Annotated in this window: 17 protein-coding genes; 8 read left to right on the forward strand and 9 right to left on the reverse strand. The window is 58.5% G+C overall.

The annotated features are described in order from the left end of the window. Positions 1-150: 150 nt before the first annotated feature. Positions 151-546: a nuclear transport factor 2 family protein gene (locus AC1DMK_RS23620; RefSeq protein WP_477862466.1), complete on the forward strand. Its 396-nt coding sequence runs from the start codon at positions 151-153 to the stop codon at positions 544-546. Between the two features lie 127 nt (positions 547-673). On the opposite strand, the gene mug is transcribed toward AC1DMK_RS23620, so the two are convergent. From mug to AC1DMK_RS23655, 7 genes are all read right to left on the reverse strand, one after another. Then, entirely contained in the window at positions 674-1,213 is a 540-nt protein-coding gene (gene mug, locus AC1DMK_RS23625; RefSeq protein ID WP_477862586.1) for a G/U mismatch-specific DNA glycosylase, read from the reverse strand. Positions 1,214-1,351: 138 nt separating this feature from the next. After that, entirely contained in the window at positions 1,352-1,564 is a 213-nt protein-coding gene (locus tag AC1DMK_RS23630; protein ID WP_477862468.1) for a hypothetical protein, read from the reverse strand. 117 nt (positions 1,565-1,681) lie between these two features. Further along, positions 1,682-2,293, reverse strand: a complete 612-nt coding sequence (locus AC1DMK_RS23635; RefSeq protein WP_037067511.1) for a TetR/AcrR family transcriptional regulator — start codon at positions 2,291-2,293, stop codon at positions 1,682-1,684. Positions 2,294-2,471: 178 nt separating this feature from the next. Further along, positions 2,472-2,765 carry an ArsR/SmtB family transcription factor gene (locus tag AC1DMK_RS23640; protein WP_477862471.1) on the reverse strand — a complete coding sequence of 98 codons (294 nt, stop codon included), beginning with the start codon at positions 2,763-2,765 and terminating at the stop codon, positions 2,472-2,474. After that, positions 2,758-2,928 carry a hypothetical protein gene (locus AC1DMK_RS23645; protein WP_158447658.1) on the reverse strand — a complete coding sequence of 57 codons (171 nt, stop codon included), beginning with the start codon at positions 2,926-2,928 and terminating at the stop codon, positions 2,758-2,760. The genes AC1DMK_RS23640 and AC1DMK_RS23645 overlap by 8 nt, the downstream gene beginning before the upstream one ends. Positions 2,929-3,019: 91 nt before the next feature. Beyond that, positions 3,020-4,576 (reverse strand): MFS transporter, encoded by a 1,557-nt coding sequence (locus AC1DMK_RS23650; RefSeq protein WP_477862474.1) that lies wholly within the window; start codon positions 4,574-4,576, stop codon positions 3,020-3,022. Continuing rightward, positions 4,569-5,729, reverse strand: a complete 1,161-nt coding sequence (locus tag AC1DMK_RS23655; RefSeq protein WP_477862476.1) for an HlyD family secretion protein — start codon at positions 5,727-5,729, stop codon at positions 4,569-4,571. Before AC1DMK_RS23655 ends, AC1DMK_RS23650 begins: the two co-directional genes overlap by 8 nt. Positions 5,730-6,585: 856 nt before the next feature. On the opposite strand from AC1DMK_RS23655, the gene AC1DMK_RS23660 reads away from it, so the two are divergent. From AC1DMK_RS23660 to AC1DMK_RS23680, 5 genes are all read left to right on the forward strand, one after another. Further along, positions 6,586-8,343 carry an MOSC domain-containing protein gene (locus tag AC1DMK_RS23660; RefSeq protein ID WP_477862478.1) on the forward strand — a complete coding sequence of 586 codons (1,758 nt, stop codon included), beginning with the start codon at positions 6,586-6,588 and terminating at the stop codon, positions 8,341-8,343. Positions 8,344-8,392: 49 nt separating this feature from the next. Beyond that, on the forward strand, positions 8,393-8,989 hold the full coding sequence (locus tag AC1DMK_RS23665; RefSeq protein WP_477862479.1) for a redoxin domain-containing protein: 597 nt from the start codon (positions 8,393-8,395) through the stop codon (positions 8,987-8,989). A 223-nt stretch (positions 8,990-9,212) separates the two neighbouring features. Beyond that, entirely contained in the window at positions 9,213-10,859 is a 1,647-nt protein-coding gene (locus AC1DMK_RS23670; protein ID WP_477862481.1) for an acetolactate synthase large subunit, read from the forward strand. 1 nt (position 10,860) lies between these two features. After that, positions 10,861-12,252, forward strand: coding sequence for an aldehyde dehydrogenase family protein (locus tag AC1DMK_RS23675; protein ID WP_477862483.1), 1,392 nt, complete (start codon positions 10,861-10,863; stop codon positions 12,250-12,252). 399 nt (positions 12,253-12,651) lie between these two features. After that, positions 12,652-14,490 carry a HAMP domain-containing methyl-accepting chemotaxis protein gene (locus tag AC1DMK_RS23680; protein WP_477862485.1) on the forward strand — a complete coding sequence of 613 codons (1,839 nt, stop codon included), beginning with the start codon at positions 12,652-12,654 and terminating at the stop codon, positions 14,488-14,490. A 524-nt stretch (positions 14,491-15,014) separates the two neighbouring features. Here AC1DMK_RS23680 and AC1DMK_RS23685 read toward each other — a convergent pair. After that, complete coding sequence (locus AC1DMK_RS23685; protein WP_477862487.1) at positions 15,015-16,016, reverse strand: NADP-dependent oxidoreductase; 1,002 nt, start codon at positions 16,014-16,016, stop codon at positions 15,015-15,017. Positions 16,017-16,074: 58 nt separating this feature from the next. Then, positions 16,075-16,890: an oxidoreductase gene (locus AC1DMK_RS23690; protein ID WP_477862489.1), complete on the reverse strand. Its 816-nt coding sequence runs from the start codon at positions 16,888-16,890 to the stop codon at positions 16,075-16,077. Positions 16,891-16,979: 89 nt separating this feature from the next. On the opposite strand from AC1DMK_RS23690, the gene AC1DMK_RS23695 reads away from it, so the two are divergent. Together AC1DMK_RS23695 and AC1DMK_RS23700 are read left to right on the forward strand one after the other, a co-directional pair. Further along, positions 16,980-17,411, forward strand: a complete 432-nt coding sequence (locus AC1DMK_RS23695) for a winged helix-turn-helix transcriptional regulator (RefSeq protein WP_037067479.1) — start codon at positions 16,980-16,982, stop codon at positions 17,409-17,411. Between the two features lie 568 nt (positions 17,412-17,979). Continuing rightward, the gene (locus AC1DMK_RS23700; protein WP_477862492.1) at positions 17,980-19,386 is read left to right on the forward strand and encodes a DUF5939 domain-containing protein; all 1,407 of its coding nucleotides are present in this window, start codon (positions 17,980-17,982) and stop codon (positions 19,384-19,386) included. The last annotated feature ends 47 nt before the right edge of the window (positions 19,387-19,433 follow it).

Consider the following 19,433-nt stretch of genomic DNA (forward strand, 5'->3'; position numbering starts at 1 on the left):
TCGTGGGGCGGGATTGGCACAAAGTGTCGGCGACACCATGGTACAATGGACACGCGTCGACTATTCCTCAAATCTCTACGTCACCCTGAAACTGGGCCTTCGGACAGATAGCAAAGTCGAGGGAAAACCGGGACCCCACGGGAGATTGAGATGGAGGATCACGCTGTGCGGCTGGCGCTGGAGCGCCATTGGGAAGCTTCGGACGCGGGCGACTTCAAGGCCGAACATGAAATCTATCGCGATGATGCAATCCTAGACTATCCACAATCGGGCGAGCGGATTTGTGGCCGCAAAAACATTCAAGAGAGCCGGTTCCTTCAGCCAAACAAGAAACGCTTCACCCTCCGGCGAATTGTCGGCAGCAGTGACCTTTGGGTCAGTGAATTCGTCCTCACCTACGACGGCAAGCCATCATACGTCGTGAGCATCATGGAATTGCGCGAAGGTCTCGTGGCCAACGAAACGCAGTATTTCTCGGATCGGTTTGACCCCGCGCCCTCGCGCGCGCACCTTGTTCAGCGAGTGAGCGAAAACACGTCATTTTAAATGCCTGCCCGGGCACGCTGCGGCTGGGGACAAGGACCGTCTTGGGAACGCACTGCGTCGTGGTCCTCGGCGGAGCATCTGGGATAGACCTGCAGCGAGGCTCGGCAAGACCATCCGGCCGGAACTGCTACCGCGATGAAACCACCGATCTCAACTCGCAATAGTGTTCCGTCAATCTTGCCAGGTCGAATGCCCTATTGAGCCCGCTTGGATTTGGAAGCACCCAAACTGAAGCACCTGCAAACTGGTCCGTTTGCCTCCCCCATTCGACGTGCGCGCGACGACTGATCGCGGCAAACGCCGCCTTTCCCAGAAAGGCCAAATTGGCTGGTGCATACTTTTCTATCTTGCTTTCCAATTCGGGGGCTGCGCTAACGTAATCGTGCTTCCTAAGCTCATTGGCACCTTTCGTGGGACGTGAGACCGCCGATGTCAGGCCCAAACCATATCTCAGTATCTCGCGTTCTTCATCCGCCCGCAGCAGGCGGGGCGTCAAACCGGCGAGATGCAACACCCGCCAAAAGCGGTTGCTTCGGTTCGAGAAGTTATGGCCGTCTCGAACAGCGGACAGGGCCGGATTCAACCCGCAGAAAACCACGGAAAGGCATGGCGCAAGGATTTCCGACAGCCCGCCCGCCGGCGCCGCAGTGTCTACTGGACCATGCATGTCGTCTCCGGCTGTCGTACTTTCTTGCATATCGAACTCCGCTACGGGAACGAGGCGAGGGGCAACGCGGTGAGTTTGACTGCTTTCCACGTCTGCCATTCGGCTTTCGATCGGCCCGGATCTGCCCTTGGTACTGTTCTACGACAGTCGCCTGGCAAGCGGAACAATGCCGTAGATCATCGCCGTCACCATCGGCGGCACGACGATCGCGGTGGCTCCCGCCTGTCCCAAACCCTCTGTAACTCGAAAAAGAAGTAAGTTCAGCAAGTTAACAAGAATATACCCTCCTGCAATCGCTATGATCAAAAATCGGGCTTCGAGAAAAAATGGTGACGAGCAAAAGCCTCTCATCACGACCTCCATTTGATGGGACGATTCAATGCCTTTCGATATAAACGAGCCGTATCGTTGCGTCAACGTGGCGATAGCTGCGAACCTTCAAGGCGCGCAGACGAGGGGTCCGTCCAATCAGGATGCGTCGCGGCTCGAGCCCGCGATTTGCGCCATGACGGACTCCATCGCATCCTCTTGATGTAGCTCATCGATCAGGAGCCGAAACCAGCTATATCCAACCCAGAGCGAGACCTTGTCATCGACGTCTTCGGCGCGGACCTCTCCGCGGCTCGCAGCGGTCGTCAGCATTCGCCTTACGTCGGCGGTCCGCTCGGGAAGAAACCTGTCGCGCAATGCTCCCAGTGCCTCTTTCGTGCCTTGCGCCTCGGCAATCAAGCCTCGCAATGCGGCTCCAGCAGGATGGGATCGCCAAAATCGCCACAGGCTGGTTGTGTATTGCACCAGATCCTCGACCACGTTCCCTGTATCGGGAAGCGGCACGAATGTCGTTCGCTCGGTCGTATAGATCGCGATGAACAGGTCTGCTTTCGTGGGGTACCATCGGTAGATCGTCGTTTTACCCGCTCCGGCTCGGCGAGCGACCTCATCGACAGAAAATCCGGCGTAGCCCTTTTCCCCGATGAGTTCCTTTGCCGCCGCAAGCACGGCAGCCTCGGCTTCCGGGTTACGGCGCGAACCAATGGACGTTCGTTTTTTCACGGGGAGGGGCTTCGGCTTCGTGCTCATGCATCAGGCCTAGCTCAACTTCATGTCTCCGATCAACAAAGAAACGATAGGACTGGGCACAGGCCGTGTTGCGCTGACGCTTCAGCAGGCGTCCGCCAACGCGGCTTTCGAAGATCGCGGGAGGCACGTTGGAACCGCCGACACAGGCGCCGGGTTACCGAAAAAGTCGAGGCGTTTACTAAAGGTCCTGTTGCAGCCAGGCGAGAAATTCGGCGATGGCTTTCTCATTGCGCGTGTAGAAGACCCATTGGCCCACGCGCCGCGTGGCGACGAGTCCGACGCGGTGAAGGGTCCCGAGATGGGAGGAGACGGTAGATTGCGACAGGCCGCACCGATCGAACTGGCTGGCACTGACGCCCATCTCAAGGGGGTGTTCCTGCGCCGGGAAATGCTCTTCCGGCGCTTTCAGCCAAGCCAGGATTTCTAGCCGCACGGGGTGCGACAAGGCCTTCAAAATCTGAATTCTATCCATGGTGAACGAGGAATCCGCCGTGAGGAACCGGCAGTCCGCTCGCTTCCCTGACCTTCGCCCGCAGGAGAATTTGTTTCGCTGCATCGTCGAGAACCGCCTTGGCGCCTGCGCGGGGATGCCCCACGACGATTTCATGCGGGTCGCAGATTGGTACCTTTTCCATTTCGTTTCCTAAGGTTTTGCGATAACGAACGGGCTGATCTCCGGCGATTGTGCCCGGCATATTCCGGCGGCAGTTGCTGCATCCGATTGCGTTACGTTGTCAGAGGATGCGACGGTGACCGGGTCATCATCGCAACCACAAGCAGCCCAACAATTGCGGCCAGAAACGCAACCCAAAAGCCATCAATGTATGCTTGGACATTCGCCTCTCGTTGCACCATGCCCGCCAGGATGCCGATGCCCCGTTTCACAGCGTCCGCTGGCAAGCCGCCTTCGCGCGATCCCGAGCCCAATGCGGCCAACATGGAATTTGAGACCGGCGTCGCGCCAGTGACATGCAATCCGATGAGATAGGAATGCAACTGTTCGCGCTGCCGTATCCATGTCGCCATCGTCGTCCCGACGATCTCCGAACACATCAGCCGAAGGACCTGGACGTAAGCAGTGAGGGCTATGGCGCGAGCCGGGTTTATGTTGCTGAACAAGGTTGCGACAGCGGCCAGGAAGGTAATTTCCTCGCCGAATGTCTGCAGGAGGACGGTCAGCCTGAACTCCGGCACCGACCACAGACTGGTTAACCGCGTCCCAAGCCATGCGGACAAGGCAAAGCAGGTGAACCCTATGATCAGGGCGACCCGCAGTCCGACCGTTCGCACGAGCATGACTGCGGTGACCGTCGCGCAGACGAGCAGCAGGACGGCATAGGATGCGGAGAAGTCACCGATTTGCTCCGGACGCAGATGTGCAACCGAAATCAGGAAATTCGGCTCTAGAAACGAGCTTCCGAGGCTAGCGACCATGAAACACGAGATGGCCGCAAAACCCAACGCGATGTTTCTCGAAAACAGTGTCGAAAGGTGCGCCCAGGGTTCTTTGACGAGTGACTCGTGCCACAGAAAGACGCACGCAAGAAATGCAGCCGCCCCAAGCATCGACACGACGAAGCCAGACCGAAACCAATCCAGCCGGTTGCCCTGGTCCAAGGCGAAGTAGAGGGTCATCAACGCCGCACCGAAGATCGCCATCCCGCCCCAGTCAGCGCGCTTGAGGAGTTCCCGATCGATGTCCATCGGTTTCGCGCCGAACCAAAAGAGCAGGCCGATCACGGGGGCGACGATGGCGCCCTGCCAGTACAGCCATTGCCACCCTATCGTCTGAGCGTAGCTGCCGGCAGTGTATAGGCCCAAATTCTGGGTGAAAGGGATTCTCACGACGTAAAATGCAAGCGCCAAGATCCAGTACTTTCGGTCGAGATTCCGAAATGCTGTCATCAGCGTGGCACCGACAAAAATTCCCAACATGACTGCCCTGACGGCGTGGAGCGCGACCAAGGTATCGAAGCTCTGGGTAAATGGGATGATGAGGGATGTGGCAGAATAGACAATAGTCGGGCCGATCATCACCCTTTTGACGCCTAAAACCGCAATCAGCCACGCGACGGATGGAGCGACGAGAATCTGGGGCGCCGTAGCGAAGGTGCCAAGCCACGAACCCTCATCAAAACTCAACCCGAAAACGCCACGCAGGTCGGCTAGCCCGACGCTTACCGTGCGCACGTCGAAAGCGGCCAGGATCGACGCCATCACCACGGCGATGGCGACAAGACCCTGCCGGGAAAGGTCGACTCGAGACGAAACACTCCTAGCCATGACGAATCTCTCCATCTCGCGTGGCAATGCGCGTTACGACCGACATGCCGGGACGAAGGCGGTCGAAATTCGGTTGGTTCGGGTCGAGTTCGATGCGGACGCTCAGGCGTTGGGCGACCTTGGTAAAGTTCCCGGTTGCGTTGTCAGCGGGAAGGAGCGCGAAGGTCGACCCACTCGCTGGGGCGATCTTGGCAACCGTTCCTCGAAGAATTTCACCGGGCAACATGTCAACGGAAATGTCGACAGGTTGTCCTTCCCGCACCCATGCCAGCTGATTTTCCTTGTAATTCGCCAGGACGTACACTCGCGGCAGCGGTACGATCGAGATCATGCCGGTCCCGGCAGCCACATACGTGCCGAGCTGAACATTCCGTCTTGCGACGACTCCGTCCACCGGCGCACGTACATCCGTATAACTGAGCTCGAGCTCGTGCGCGGCGACTTCTGCAGTGGCGGTGTCAACGTTCGCGCTCAGGGCGTCCCGCTGCTTTGCAAGTACATCAAGCTGCGCCCGCTGGGCAGCGACCGTCGCTTCACTCATTTTCGAATTGGCTAACGCCCGCTCGTGAGCCGCCGTTGCCTTTTCGAGGTTCTGGATCGGGCTCGCGCGCCCGTCGCTTGCCAGTCTGCGCTGGCGCCCCAGTTCCTTGTTCGTCTCGACCTCGTCGGCCGCAGACGCCTGCTGTTGGGCGACCGCCACATCGATCTGGGCAAGCTGGAACGTGCGCTGGCTGTCATTGTTCCGCAGCTGGGCACGCGTTGATTCCAGCTTCGCCTTCGAGCCTCGAACGGCCACTTCGTAGGGTGCGCGATCGATCGAGAACAGAAGCTCCCCAGCTTTGACGCTGGAATAATCTCTGACCGAGATCGCTTCGACCGTACCGTTGACGCGGGCGCTTATCGCCGACACGTCCGCGTAGACTGCCGCATCGTCGGTCGACTGGATGGCTCGGCTTGCGATCCAGGAGTCCCAGTTCGCCCCCGCTCCAACGACAGCCGCAATTGCAATTAGGATTGCAGACGCAGGAACGATCAACGACTTCGCGGCTACGGGAGCGGCTATGGTTTCCCGGGCGTCCTGCACCAAGGCCGTCACGTTTGTCAGATTTGTGGAATGCTCACTGAGCTGCTTCTTGTTTCTCAACCAGGCCATCTTGTCATCCATCCATCGGACCTGCGGTCCGCTGTTCTATTTATCGTTCGGCGTTGGGTCAGCATTGCTCTTGATATGCTGGCGGCCTCAATTCGCGACCTGCTTGTCGGACCGAGCCCGGAACAAGTGCCAAGAGCGAAACTCCACCCGAACGGCCTTGTATCAAGCATAGCCGAGGTGGCAGTGACTATATAAACGAGCCGTATCGTTTCATCAAGGGACAAGCTGAAAAAGAAAGGGATTCGACCGATTGATCGGACAGATCATCGCCCGCCGCCCTTTGACATTGATGAACAGGGGAAAGCTTTACGCAGGCAATGCACAGCCTCGATCTACACACCGTCCTCAGCCTCTTGCGAACAGGTTCCGGATTGGAACTGTAATTCCGCAGCATCGGCAACGAATTTCACGGCATCCCCGTCGTTTGTCTTGAGGGCCGCGTCACCAGGAATTTCTGGCCCTCTCGATGAGCGCGAAGGCAGCCGACGCAAAGGTCTCGGCGACACTATTGTATAATAGATCGGAGACGCCTTCTGTCGTTCTGTTGCTCAACGAAATGAACCGACACAGGGGTAAATGGAAGTCGAAAGACCACGCAGATAGCGGGAGTGCTCAGGGCGCCCGCACAAACTGCTGCAACGCTGCCGCGAACGGAGCCATATTACGCGCCAGATACCTTTCGACGCGGCGAGCGCTTCGCATCGTCGATAGCGACATCAGTAGAGCCCAGACGGCCGACAAGGCGGTGAAGACGACGATCTGTCGGTTCGGCACCGATCGATGCGCAGGTCAACAATGCCGGGATCGTCTTCGACCGACTTCCAATTGCGGTGACCACCGCCGGAGATGCAATGTCATGGTACGCCTGCTTTCGGTCAATGTTGGCCTTCCGCGCGACATCATGTGGCAGTGCAAGACCGTCAATACCGCCATCTGGAAGGCGCCGGTGGATGGCCCGCGCATGGTGCGCCGGCTGAACATCGACGGCGACAAGCAGGCCGACCTGGCTGGCCACGGCGGTGAACGCCGCGCCGTGTTTGTCTACCAGATTGAGTCCTATCGGTATTGGGAAAAGCATCTGGGCCGGAGCGACTTCATCCACGGTCAGTTCGGAGAGAATTTTACCGTCGACGGTTTGCCGGACGCAGAGGTTTGTATCGGCGACCGTTACCGCATCGGCGGCGCTTTGTTCGAGGTGACCCAGCCACGGGTTACCTGCTACCGGCTTGGAATACGAATGGACGTGCCGGAGATGGCTGCGCTTCTCGTCAAGCATGGAAGACCTGGCTTCTATTTCCGTGTCTTGGAGGAAGGGGAAGTTCAGGCGGGCGACGAAGTCCTGCAGGTGTCGTCGGGGCCTCAAGGCATGACCGTGTTCGAGATCAATTCGTTGCTMTACAAGCCTGGTCATCCCCGCGATCGGCTGGAACGCGCTCTGCTGATACCTGCTCTGAGCGCTGGCTGGCGCAATTCATTTGAGGCGCTGCTGGCACAGGCAGGAAAGGACGGTGCGACGACAGGAAACGCCGGGCTGACGGGACCGTCCGGTCCACCGCTGGCATGGCGCGGTTTCCGCCCGCTTCGAGTTGCGCGCAAGGTGCGCGAGAGTGGCAATGTGGTCTCCCTGATGCTCGAGCCGACGGATGGGCAACCTGTTGCAGCTTTTCTCCCTGGCCAGTTTGTGGTTCTACGGCTCGAGCGTCCATCTGCACCACCACTGCTTCGCAGCTATTCACTGTCGGGGGAGCCCAGCGCCACCTGCTACCGGGTGAGCGTCAAGCGAGAGGACCAAGGTGTTGCCAGCGGCTACATCGACGCCAAGATACAAGTTGACGACGTGGTGCAGGCAAGCGCGGCACGCGGCAGTTTTACCTTGCTGCCGGGCGACACACCAGTTGTCCTAGTGAGTGCCGGTATCGGCGTGACGCCGGTACTTGCGATGCTTCACGCATTGGCGGCTGAAGCATCGACCAGGGAGATCTGGTGGCTATACGGAACCCGCAACGGTCGAGAACATCCGTTCGCAGAGGAGGCGCGCGGACTGCTGAGGGCGCTTGCCGGAGCTCGCAGCCACATCTGCTACAGCTCGCCCGATCCCAAGGATCGGCAGAGCATTGATTTCGACGCTCCCGGTCGTCTGGATGTGCAGATGCTCAAGGAGCTCAACTTGCCACGCAACGGCGATTTCTATGTTTGCGGGCCGGCAGCCTTCATGAATGACCTGACTGTCGGCCTTGCAAGCGTCGGCGCCAAGCCAAACCGGATCCACACCGAAATGTTTGGCGCGGGCCCATCCATCACCCCGGGTGTCGCGGCATCACCGCGCCGCCTGCCGCACGTGCCGCCGGTGCCTGGTTCGGGAGCGCTGGTTTCGTTTGCCCGCAGCGGTCTCACCGTACGCTGGAATCCCACGTTCCGCACCCTGCTCGAATTGGCGGAAGCATGTGACGTGCCTGTGCGCTGGTCCTGCAGAACGGGAGTGTGCCACACCTGCGAAACGGGACTTGTTTCGGGGGCCGCTACCTACCAGCCTGACCCAGTCGAAGCGGCTGCGGACGGCAATTTGCTGCTCTGCTGCTCGCAGCCTGCAGGCGACATCGTGGTTGATTTGTAACGTCTTGACATCCGGCCAGAAAATCGCGCCGGAAAATGGAGGACTTGAAATGAGATCTGACATCGTACCGGGAGCTGTGTTCCCAGACGATGAGCTGAGCGACCACACCGCGACGCATCGGAAACTCTCCGAGCTGCAGGGCCGCCGGCCGATGGTGCTGGTCCTTAGCCGCGGCAGCTTCTGTCCCAAGGACCGCCGTCAGGCAGAGGGCCTGCTGCAACTTCATCGCGAGATGGAGGTGGGGTACTGCAGACTGGTTACGATCAGCACCGACAACATCACACAGACGTATGAATTTCGCAGCGGAGTAGGGGCGCATTGGCCCTTCCTTTCCGATCCGAGGCGCATCGTCCAGAAGGATCTGGACATTGCCGAATATACCGATCCGATAAACAATCCCATGATCCCACATGTGATCGTGCTGGAGCCCGGCCTGGTCATCCACAAGATCTACAACGGATATTGGTTCTTCGGCCGACCCACGGTGGAAGATCTCCGCCAGGATCTGCGCGCTGTCTGCATGAAATGCCTGCCAGACTGGGACATTACCCGACCCGACCTCAGAACTGCGTGGCAGCAGGGTCGCAAGGAGCTTTTCTTTCCTTATGGCAAATCCTTCGTCCAAGCGCTCGGCGACCAAGGTTAAGGACAGGTCATGAGCCCGACTGCATTTGCTTGAGAATGAACTCCCGGATCACACTCAATCAGCCGATCTCCAGGAGAATATAAAGTGCCTGACGCCGTGCCCCGCCAACGTTGGGCTTCAGCTACGATTGGACTACCTCGCAAATGACCCTATCTTCAAAGTTCCTTCTTAACTTTCTGGAAAGCTCACCGATCGATCCGCCAACTAGCACGGGGACACATCCATGACCAAAGGCTCTGATCTCCTCGTAGCCGCACTTGAGAACGAAGGCGTCGACCGCATCTTCGGTATTCCCGGAGAGGAGAACCTCGACGTCGTCGAGTCCATCCGCAATTCGTCAATCCAGTTGATACTCACCCGGCACGAGCAGGCGGCCGCATTCATGGCCGCTACCTACGGCCGCCTAACAGGCAGGCCGGGCGTGTGCCTGACGACGCTTGGACCGGGTGCACTGAACCTTTCGACCGGTGCGGCATATGCGCTGCTCGGTGCGATGCCGATGGTGATGATCACGGGTCAGAAAGGTGTTCTCTCGTCTCGCCAGGCGCGATTTCAGGTGGTCGACGTCGTGGCGTCGATGAAACCGCTCACGAAGCTGGCGAGGCAGATCGTCTCGCCGCTGATGATCCCGACAATGGTCAGGGAAGCGTTCCGGATCGCGCAAGAAGAGAGACCGGGTCCAGTTCATCTCGAGCTTCCGGAAGACATTGCAGCCGAAAAATGCCAGGAAGTATCTCTGATTGCGCCGCATCAACTCGAGCTGCCGACTGCAAACGATGCGGCACTCGACCGTGCAGCCGCGCTCATCTCGGCGGCAAGGCGCCCGCTCCTGATGTTCGGGGCCGCCGCCTCGCGTCCCCGTTCGACATCCGATATCGCCCAGTTCGTGATACGCACGCGCATCCCATTTTTCACCACGCAGATGGGGAAGGGGACCGTTCCGGGCGGCACGGAGCTTTACATGGGCACTGCGGCGCTTTCGGAACGGGATTATGTACACGAGGCCATCGAACAGGCGGACCTTATCGTCACCATCGGCCATGACACCATCGAGAAACCGCCATTCATCATGGGCAAGGGTGGTCCGAATGTCGTTCACGTAGGCTATCAGCCGGCGACGGTCGAGCAGGTCTATTTCCCGCAAACCGAGGTAATCGGCGACATCGGACCGTCGCTCAGGGCGCTGGCGGACCGTCTCGAGGGCAGGTTGCCGAATGCATCGGCCCTTCTTCACTTGCGGGAACGAATTCTCCAGCGCATCGCCGCGCGGGCGGCCGAGGATCGCTTTACGCCCCAGCGCCTGGTCCACGATATTCGGGATGTGATGCCGCACGATGGCATCCTCGCGCTTGACAATGGCATGTACAAGATCTGGTTCGCTCGCAACTATCGGACGCAAATGGCGAACACGCTGCTTCTCGACAACGCTCTTGCAACAATGGGGGCAGGGCTACCATCGGCGATGGTTGCCTCGATGCTCTATCCGGAGCGACGCGTCATGGCGATCTGTGGCGACGGCGGCTTCATGATGAACTCCCAGGAGATCGAGACCGCCGTCCGGTTGAAACTCAATCTCGTCATTCTCGTGATCGAGGACAAGGCCTACGGCATGATCCGCTGGAAGCAGGCCGTGGACGAGTTCCCAGATTTCGGCATGACGTTCGGCAACCCAGACTTCGTGCGATATGCCGAATCCTATGGCGCCAAGGGAACCAGGGTCGACGAGATCGGCCAGTTCAAACAGGTTCTCGAAGAGGCATTCTCCGGAGGAGGCGTCCATCTGGTGAACGTCCCGGTCGACTACTCGGAAAATGAACGCGTGCTTGTGAAGGAGCTGCGTGAACGGCTTCCTGGGATATTGGAGGTCTGAGATGCCGCCCACCTTGAAGGTCTACCAAGCGTTCGATCGCGAGCTCATCGCCGAAGTTCCGGCGGACGATGCTTCTGCTCTCGATCACAAGCTTGGCATCGCGGCAGACGCGTTCTCCGAGCGAGATGCCTGGCTGCCAGCGTATCAACGGCTGGCTATCTTGAGAAGGGCGTCGGAACTTCTGCAAGAGAACCGCGACCGCTTTGCAATGATAATCTCTCGAGAGGGCGGCAAGCCCCTGACGGATGCTATCATCGAAGTTACGCGCGGGATCGACGGCCTGGTCAATGCAGCAGATGAACTTCGCAATTTTGGCGGCAAGGAAATTCCTATGGGCCTGACTGCTGCAAGCGCGAACCGCTGGGCCTTCACCACCAAGGAGCCGATAGGCGTGGTGGCGGCGATATCGGCGTTCAACCATCCGCTCAATCTCATCATTCATCAGATCGCTCCGGCAATTGCCGTCGGTTGCCCGGTGATTGTCAAGCCAGCGGCGACGACCCCAATCTCTTGTCTCGAGATCGTCAAGCTATTCTGGGAGGCCGGCCTGGAGGAGCGCTGGTGCCAGACCTTTATCACTGAGGACAACGCGCTTGCCGAGACACTTGCTACGGATCAGCGCGTGGCGTTTCTGAGCTTTATCGGCTCTGCGAAGGTCGGGTGGCACCTCAAGAGCAAGTTGCCACCTGGTACGAGATGCGCGCTGGAGCACGGCGGAGCGGCGCCCGTCATCGTCGATCGCAGCGCGAGCGTTGAGGCGATCGTCGGCACCATTGTCAAAGGCGGGTACTATCATGCCGGGCAGGTCTGCGTATCGGTCCAGCGCATCTTCGTGCACGAGGACATTCTGACCGCGTTCACGGACGCGCTCGCCGCCAAGGTTGCCAGTCTTCGTGTCGGTGATCCCACACTGAAAGAAACGGAGGTGGGGCCTCTAATCCTGCCACGCGAAACCGAACGCGTTGCGATCTGGATGAAGGAAGCGACCGACGGAGGAGCCAAACAGTTCGGCGGAGGGCGCATGTCGGAGACCATCCTTCTACCCTCGGTCCTGCTCAACCCTCGCGCCGACGCCAGGGTATCGAGGCTTGAGGTATTCGGACCATTGACCTGTGTCTACGGCTACAGCGAACTTGAGGAAGCAATCCGCATTGCCAACTCACTGCCGTATGCGTTCCAGGCAAGCGTCTTTTCTACCGACATATCAGTCGCTCTCAGAGCGTCGAAGCATCTGAATGCGTCCGCTGTTCTTGTGAACGACCACACCGCGTTCCGGACCGATTGGATGCCGTTCGCGGGACGCCGGCAGTCGGGCTATGGCGTTGGCGGCATCCCGTGGACGATGCAGGAGATGGCCGACGACAAGATGGTGGTGTTCAATGGTGTCGTCTAGGACCGGCGGGAAGCGGAAGTTGCCCAACCTGTGCCGTGAGTCAGAACGCTCCAGATCGAATCTCGCTTACTAGCCGATTGTTTGCAGTCCTTGTCGAGCGTGTGAAGTGCGCGAGAACGTCTTGGTCGTTGTACTCTTTCCTACCGAGCATCGCCTTAACAAGCGGCACCTCCCAGCGCCTGTAACGAGGCCCGAGGACGCATCCTGATCGCGCTGATCGACCAATGACGGCATGCCAAAGGTGGGGCAGCTTCGCACAAGCATCGAGCTTCCAAACCCGCGAGATTTCTTAAAATATACAGGTCAAATTCTTTAGTTAATAAGAAATTATCAATCTGATGCGACATTTTGCACTGACCTCGAGCCGGTTACCCCAAAAGCGTTTGACTGGAGACCCGCATGAAACGCCCAAGCATTAAGCAGGCCTTGATCCTAAAGCTGTCGATCATCAGTATATTCATGGTAGGCCTGTCATATGTCTCGCTGAGCACGATTTCGGCGCTTAGCGCGAATGCCGAGCAGATCGGCGGCTTCTGGATGCAGCGGCTTGTGACGGCTCGCGAGATCAAGGACAACTTCCTCGATCTAAAACTGGCCTATTCCCACTATCTCATCGAAGACACAGCGGAGGAGCAGGAAACCGCAAAGCAAGCGATCGACGCTTCTGCCGCGGCGCTCGAGAAGGTTGTTACCGAATATGAAAAGGGCGTCCGCACGGAGCGTGGGCGCGAACTGATCAATCAGATCAAGCCGGAACTGAGCAAGTATCGCGGGCTGGCGGAGCAAATGATTGCGCTCGACAATATCGGCAAGACGCCCGAAGCAGTCCGTTTCTTCAAGGAGAGTATGGAACCGCAAGCCCAGCTGGTGAACAACGGGGTGGCGGAGCTGGTTGCTTTCATTCTCAGCCAAGCACGAGGCTTCGTTGCGGCGAGCGGTGCTTCCGCGAAGTCCGCTTTCGCGTTGACGGCCGCGATCGCGGTGCTCGCGGTGCTCGTCGCCGTGGCTGGAATTGTATTTGCGATATCAGGCATCGCCAACCCGATCCGAAGCATCGCATCTGCCATGAACCGGTTGTCTGATGGGGACCTCGACAGCGTAGTTCCCTATGCGGGTCGTACCGACGAAGTTGGCGAAATGGCCGGTGCGGTCGAGGTCTTCCGTCAAAATGCGCTCAATGTCGTCAGGCTCGAGAAGGAAGCCACTGCATCCCGCAACGAGAGCGAGGCGGCCCGCGCCGCAGCCCAGGAGCGCTCCGAACGCGAGGCCGAACAGTTGCGCTTGGCGACCACGACATTGGGTGAAGGTCTCCGGCGGCTTGCGGCAGGCGACATATCCTTTCAGCTTTCGGATCAGTTTGCAGCAGAATACGAGGCATTGCGCGAAGATTTCAACGCTTCGCTTCGGCAATTGGGAGCTACGATCGGCGCAGTGCTCCAGACGGTGCACAGTATAGACAATGGCACCGGTGAAATTGCATCCGGTGCTCAGGATCTCTCCAAGCGCACTGAACAACAGGCGGCCTCTCTCGAGGAGACGGCTGCCGCCTTGGATGAGATCACGTCAAACGTTGCAATGGCGACCAAACGAACGGACGAAGCGCGAAATGTGGCCGTGGAAGCCAATATCAGCGCCCAGCGGTCGGCAACTGTCGTGTCGGAAGCGGAACAGGCCATGCGACGCATCGATGACAGTTCGCAGCAGATCTCGAATATCATTGGTGTGATCGATGAAATCGCCTTTCAGACGAACCTTCTGGCGCTGAACGCGGGCGTTGAGGCTGCTCGTGCGGGCGACGCGGGAAAAGGGTTTGCAGTGGTCGCACAGGAAGTCCGCGAACTTGCCCAGCGTGCCGCGCACGCGGCCAAGGAGATCAAAGGGCTTGTTCAAAAGTCGTCGGTGGAAGTCGAAAAAGGCGTGAAACTGGTTCTCGAAACAGGAACGTCGCTCAAGTCGATCGGTGAGTACGTTGCACAGATCAACCAGGTCATGGATGCGATTGCCACCTCGGCGCGGGAGCAGTCGACCGGACTTGCGGAAATCAATACGGCTGTCAATCAGATGGACCAAGCGACCCAGCAAAATGCAGCGATGGTAGAGCAGTCAACGGCCGCCGCCGCTTCGTTGTCCTCCGAGGCTAGTCGCCTGCGGGAGCTGGTCAATCAGTTTCACTTGGGCGGCGACAAGGGCATGGCGGATAGGCAGCAAAATAAGCGGTGGTCGCTCCACGCCGCTTGATGCAAAAATGAACTGCGGCAGGCATTAATCCAATGAATGCCATGAAATGCCGCCCTCACGATCGCTGAAGACGGGGATCGTCGACCGGCAACCGCACCTGTCGCTGAACCGATTGCTACCGCCACCCAAATATGAAGCCGTCTCGGGAGGCCAGCCCTTAGACCGGTGCTCTAGTTGCGGCGCCGACTGATGGTTGGTTGGAGTTTTGGGGTGCCTGTGCGGGAGACGCCAATTGGACTATTTGTCCGGTTGGACAGGAGTGTGTTGTGGTGGATGATGGGTATGCGCAGGCTTGGGCCTATTCGCTTAGTGCCGTCTGAATGGGCGGTGAGCCTTCCCGTTGGTTTGCGGTGTGTAGGCTAGGATCTCCAGATCGAGGAGAGCTTCCTGATTCAGAGCCTTTGCCGTTTGCGCTGAATATCAGCATTCGCACTCAGTTGCAGCACCCACTTTGCACCGCAATCGAATCAATCCTCGATCTGGATGCAAGTGGGTAAATGCCGCCGAGCACAGCCCCATTGACGTCACTTGACCGCGATAACGACCTTCCCCTTTGCACGCCCCGTCTCGACATAACTCAGCGCCTCGTTCGTCTCCTTGAACGGGAAGACCTGATCCACTACCGGTCGCAAAACACCTGCCTCGATCAGCGAAGTGATCTTTCCGAGTTGCCCGCCATTCGCAGTCATGAACAGAAACGAATAGCTGATGCCCAGCCGTTTCGATTTTCTCCTAATGCCAGAGCTTAGCAGGCGCATGACCTGTTGAAGCAGCCAGCCGGAGCCATTCTGCCTCGCGAAGTCCGGATCGGGAGGACCTGAAATCGAAATCAGCTTCCCGCCCGGCTTCAGCACTGCAAGGGACTTTTCCAGCGTGTCCTTCCCGAGGCTGTTCAGCACAACATCATACCCTTGCAGCACTTTTTCGAAATCGTCCTTCTTGTAGTCGACCGCAACGTCAGCCCCGAGGCTTTTTACAAGAGCAGTATTTGCTGTGCTCGTCGTTGTAGCGACATATGCCCCGAGATGCTTGGCAAGTTGGATCGCTATCGTACCCACGCCGCCCGAGCCGGCATGGATCAGGAGCTTCTGTCCCTTCTGTAGCTTGGCCCGCTCGACAAGCACCTGCCATGCCGTCAGGGCGACAAGCGGGATTGATGCGGCCTCTTCCATGGTCAGATTGTTCGGCTTCATCGCTACATCGGCCTCGTCGATGGCGATGTACTCTGCAAATGTCCCGATGCGATCCTGGGCCGGACGTGCATAGACCTCGTCACCGGGCTTGAATTGCCGGACATTGGCTCCGACCCGGACCACGACGCCCGCTACATCGTTGCCCAGCACCAGCGGAAGGCGGTATGGCAGGATGAGCTTGAACTCTCCGTCCCTGATCTTGCTGTCCAGGAGATTCACGCCGGCGGCATGAATCTCGACCATGACGTCGTTTAAACGCAACTCCGGCTCGGGACTTTCGCCGAGCCGCAGAGCGCCGCCTTTCTTATACCGATCGATCAGGTATGATTTCATCAGACTAACTTTCGTTTCTGTGGTCAGCCGGCGGTACCGGCAATGCGGCGACGCAAGCTCAATCGGGAAGTCTGCTGAATTTGCGAAGGTTCTTGTCGACGAAGGACTCGGGCAGGAAGCGGCGGATGAATCGGACCTGTCCTGCTGCCCTTCCGGCAGTGTAGCGTCGTTTGGGCGATGGCGCATTGGCGGCCCTGACGATGGCTCCAGCGACCACCTCGGGTGCATCACCATTTGCGACGATCTCGCGCATCAGTTTCTCCGCGTCTGCGCGAACAGCATCGTAGATGGCAAGCGGACGGTCCGGCCGCGTGATGTTCTCTTCGAAGGACGTGCGGGTTACGCCGGGCTCGACAAGCACGATGCGGATACCCTGCGTTCGTACTTCGTGGTCAAGAGATTCCGAATAGCCTTCGATGGCATGCTTGGTCGATGCGTAGAGTGCATTGTAGGGGGCGGGGATCAGCCCGAGTATGGAACTGAGGTTGACGATCCGGCCGCGACGCTGCCGCCTCATCACGGGCAGGACCGCATTTGTCATGCGCATGATGCCGAAAACGTTGACGTCGAATACGGCCTTCGCCTGTTCTGTCGTGGATTCCTCGGCGCCGCCCAGCAGTCCGATCCCGGCATTGTTGACGAGAAGATCGATGCGCCCCGCGCGGCTCAGAACCTCGTCGACGGCGCTCTGCACGGATGCATCGTCGATCACGTCGCAGATCAGCATCGTGATGCCATCTGCGGTGTCGGACATCGGTTTTCGGCTGGTGCCGAAGACACGGTAACCATCTCGCCGCAACGCTTGTGCCGTCACCAGCCCGATGCCGGAGGAAGCACCCGTAATGAGGGCAATGCCGCGTTCTGTCTTGCTCATCGGCTTCCGCTTTCATTTTGTCATGGAACAACGATGAGCAATGAGTTACTATCAAATCAATATCAAGTCACTACTAAAAAGATACTAACATGAAAAATCTTTCGGACCAACCATGCCTGATCGCCCGGAGCCTGGCGCTTGTGGGGGACGCATGGAGCATGCTGATCATGCGGGACGCCCATGCGGGGCTGACCCGCTTCGATGATTTCCGCAAGAGCCTTGGTATCGCGCCGACGATGTTGACGGCGCGGCTTTCATCGTTGACGGAGGAGGGGCTGCTGGAGAAACGTCGCTACTCCGACCGCCCGCCACGGGACGAATATGTGCTGACCGAAGCTGGCCGGGACTTTTTGCCGGTGCTGTTTGCGATCGGCGCGTGGGGACGCAAGCACCGCGGCGGGGGCGATGTAACGCGGTTCTTCGACGCCGAGACCGGAACGGAGATCGATCCCGTCACCATTGACCGCGAGACAGGCGCTCCAGTCGGAACACGTCCCATTCGCGTCGCCCCACCCGAATAAGCCGCCCACGGCAGTTCCCTTTCGCGGATCTCCACCGACCAAAATCCTTCCCAGCTTCATCTGAGCGGCCAGATTGTGTTGATTTTCACTAGGAACTGACCCAGCGGGTCAGTTCCTAGTGGTCAGGCGGCGGTTATGTCTTCCATCAGAGTTCCAACCATTGCAGCGGCGGGATTTTCAAGCAACGATCCGAACTGAAATCCGGTAACATTTCAGTCAACAGCCGGGTGACCTATAATAATCGCCTGTCTCGCGGAGTTTCGCCAAATGAGCCAAGGTTGCAATTTCATCTTCTTCGACATGCTGGCTATACTGCGCGTCTCTGCCGCGAAGATGGTGGTGAGCCTTCTAGCCATATCGTCCCGGGTATCGAAACACAGGCAATATACAATTCACAAAGAATGTCAGCCCCGGCAATATTGGTTAGGGCAGCGCGTGCTCGAAACGAGCGGTGGTTCTATTCGGGGAGTCAGCCGCATCGAAGTAGCGCGATTTCTATCAGGAAGCTCCCGTGTTACAATTCTGTATTGGCGTGGTCCGCCGTGGCTAGAGCGAAGAGACCTGCATAATGAGCGAACTGGGCGTCCTTTTTGCCAGCCTACGACAGGCGGCTGACCCGCAGACCGTGGATTGCATCGAGAACGCAGTCATGCGTGGCTCCGATCGCGATCTCAACCGCATAAATGCCCTTGCCTTCGCCGAAACGCATCATCTCGATGAAGAGCAAACGATTGCGGCGTTCCTCCATGCGGCCCGCATAGGCGCGTTCGAGATKACATGGAATGTCCTTTGTCCAGGATGCGGCGGCGTCCTGGACAGTGGCGCAACACTGAAAGGCGTTGTGCAGGACACGTACCATTGCGCGCTCTGCGCGGCCGGGTACGAGCCAACTCTCGACGAAATGGTCGAGGTAACGTTCACGGTCAGTCCGAGAGTCCGCCGGATTGCTGCCCACGAGCCCGATCGACTACCTCCACTTGAGTATTACCGCCAAATCTTCTTCAGTTCCGGGGTCGACTTGCCAGAGAATTTTGAAGCGAGGTTCGCACGCATCGTATTGGAGATGATTGAGTTGGATCCGGGCGAGAAGGCTTTCGTCTCTCTGCAACTGCCGGCGCAATTCGTCATCATCTTTGACGCGGTGACGCATTCGGCGCAGTTCATCGATGTGACGGGTGAGCCCACCGACGAACGTCAGAGCCTCTCAATGGTCATCAGTCACGGGCATGCACTGAACGAGACGGTCACCCTCCGCCCTGGCTCGCTACGGCTCACACTTGAGAACCACACCGATCGCAGAGTGGTACCGAACGTCTGCATCGCAGGAGACGACCTGCATGAGCTACTGGGCCGCAGGCGCCCTTTTCTGACAGCCAAGCGCCTACTGACGAACCAGAGCTTCCGGGACATCTATCGGACCGACACAATTGACGTTGACCAACGCCTCAAGATTACAAGCCTGACCTTCCTCTTCACCGACTTGAGGGGCTCGACCGCTCTCTACGAGCGCGTCGGAGATCTCGCCGCTTTCGATCTGGTGCGAGCGCATTTCAGGGTTCTTCACGAGATCGTCGCCACAGAAGCCGGAGCGATCGTCAAGACCATCGGCGATGCCGTGATGGCGACCTTTCCGAGCCCTGATCGCGCGGTGGCGGCCGCGCTACGAATGCGGGAGGCGATGCTTCGGTTAAATGCCGAACACGGCAGCGATGATCTTCTCCTGAAGATCGGCATCCATGAGGGACCATGCCTTGCTGTCAACCTGAACGACCGGCAGGACTACTTCGGCCAGACTGTCAATATCGCCTCCCGCGTACAGGGCCTTGCTGATCCTAATGTGATCCTGACGACGGAGGCGATTGTGGGGGATGCCCAAGTTTCAGAGATCCTACGAGATAACGGCATCACGTCGGTCTCTCGCATGGAAGAACTTCACGGCATCGGGCGCGAGGTCAGAATATTCGCCCTGTCTTGAGCTGCGTTGACTTTGGACGTCGTGGGGACGTCGAGGTGTTGCGTTCC

Source organism: Rhizobium sp. 05L419 (assembly GCF_056397845.1).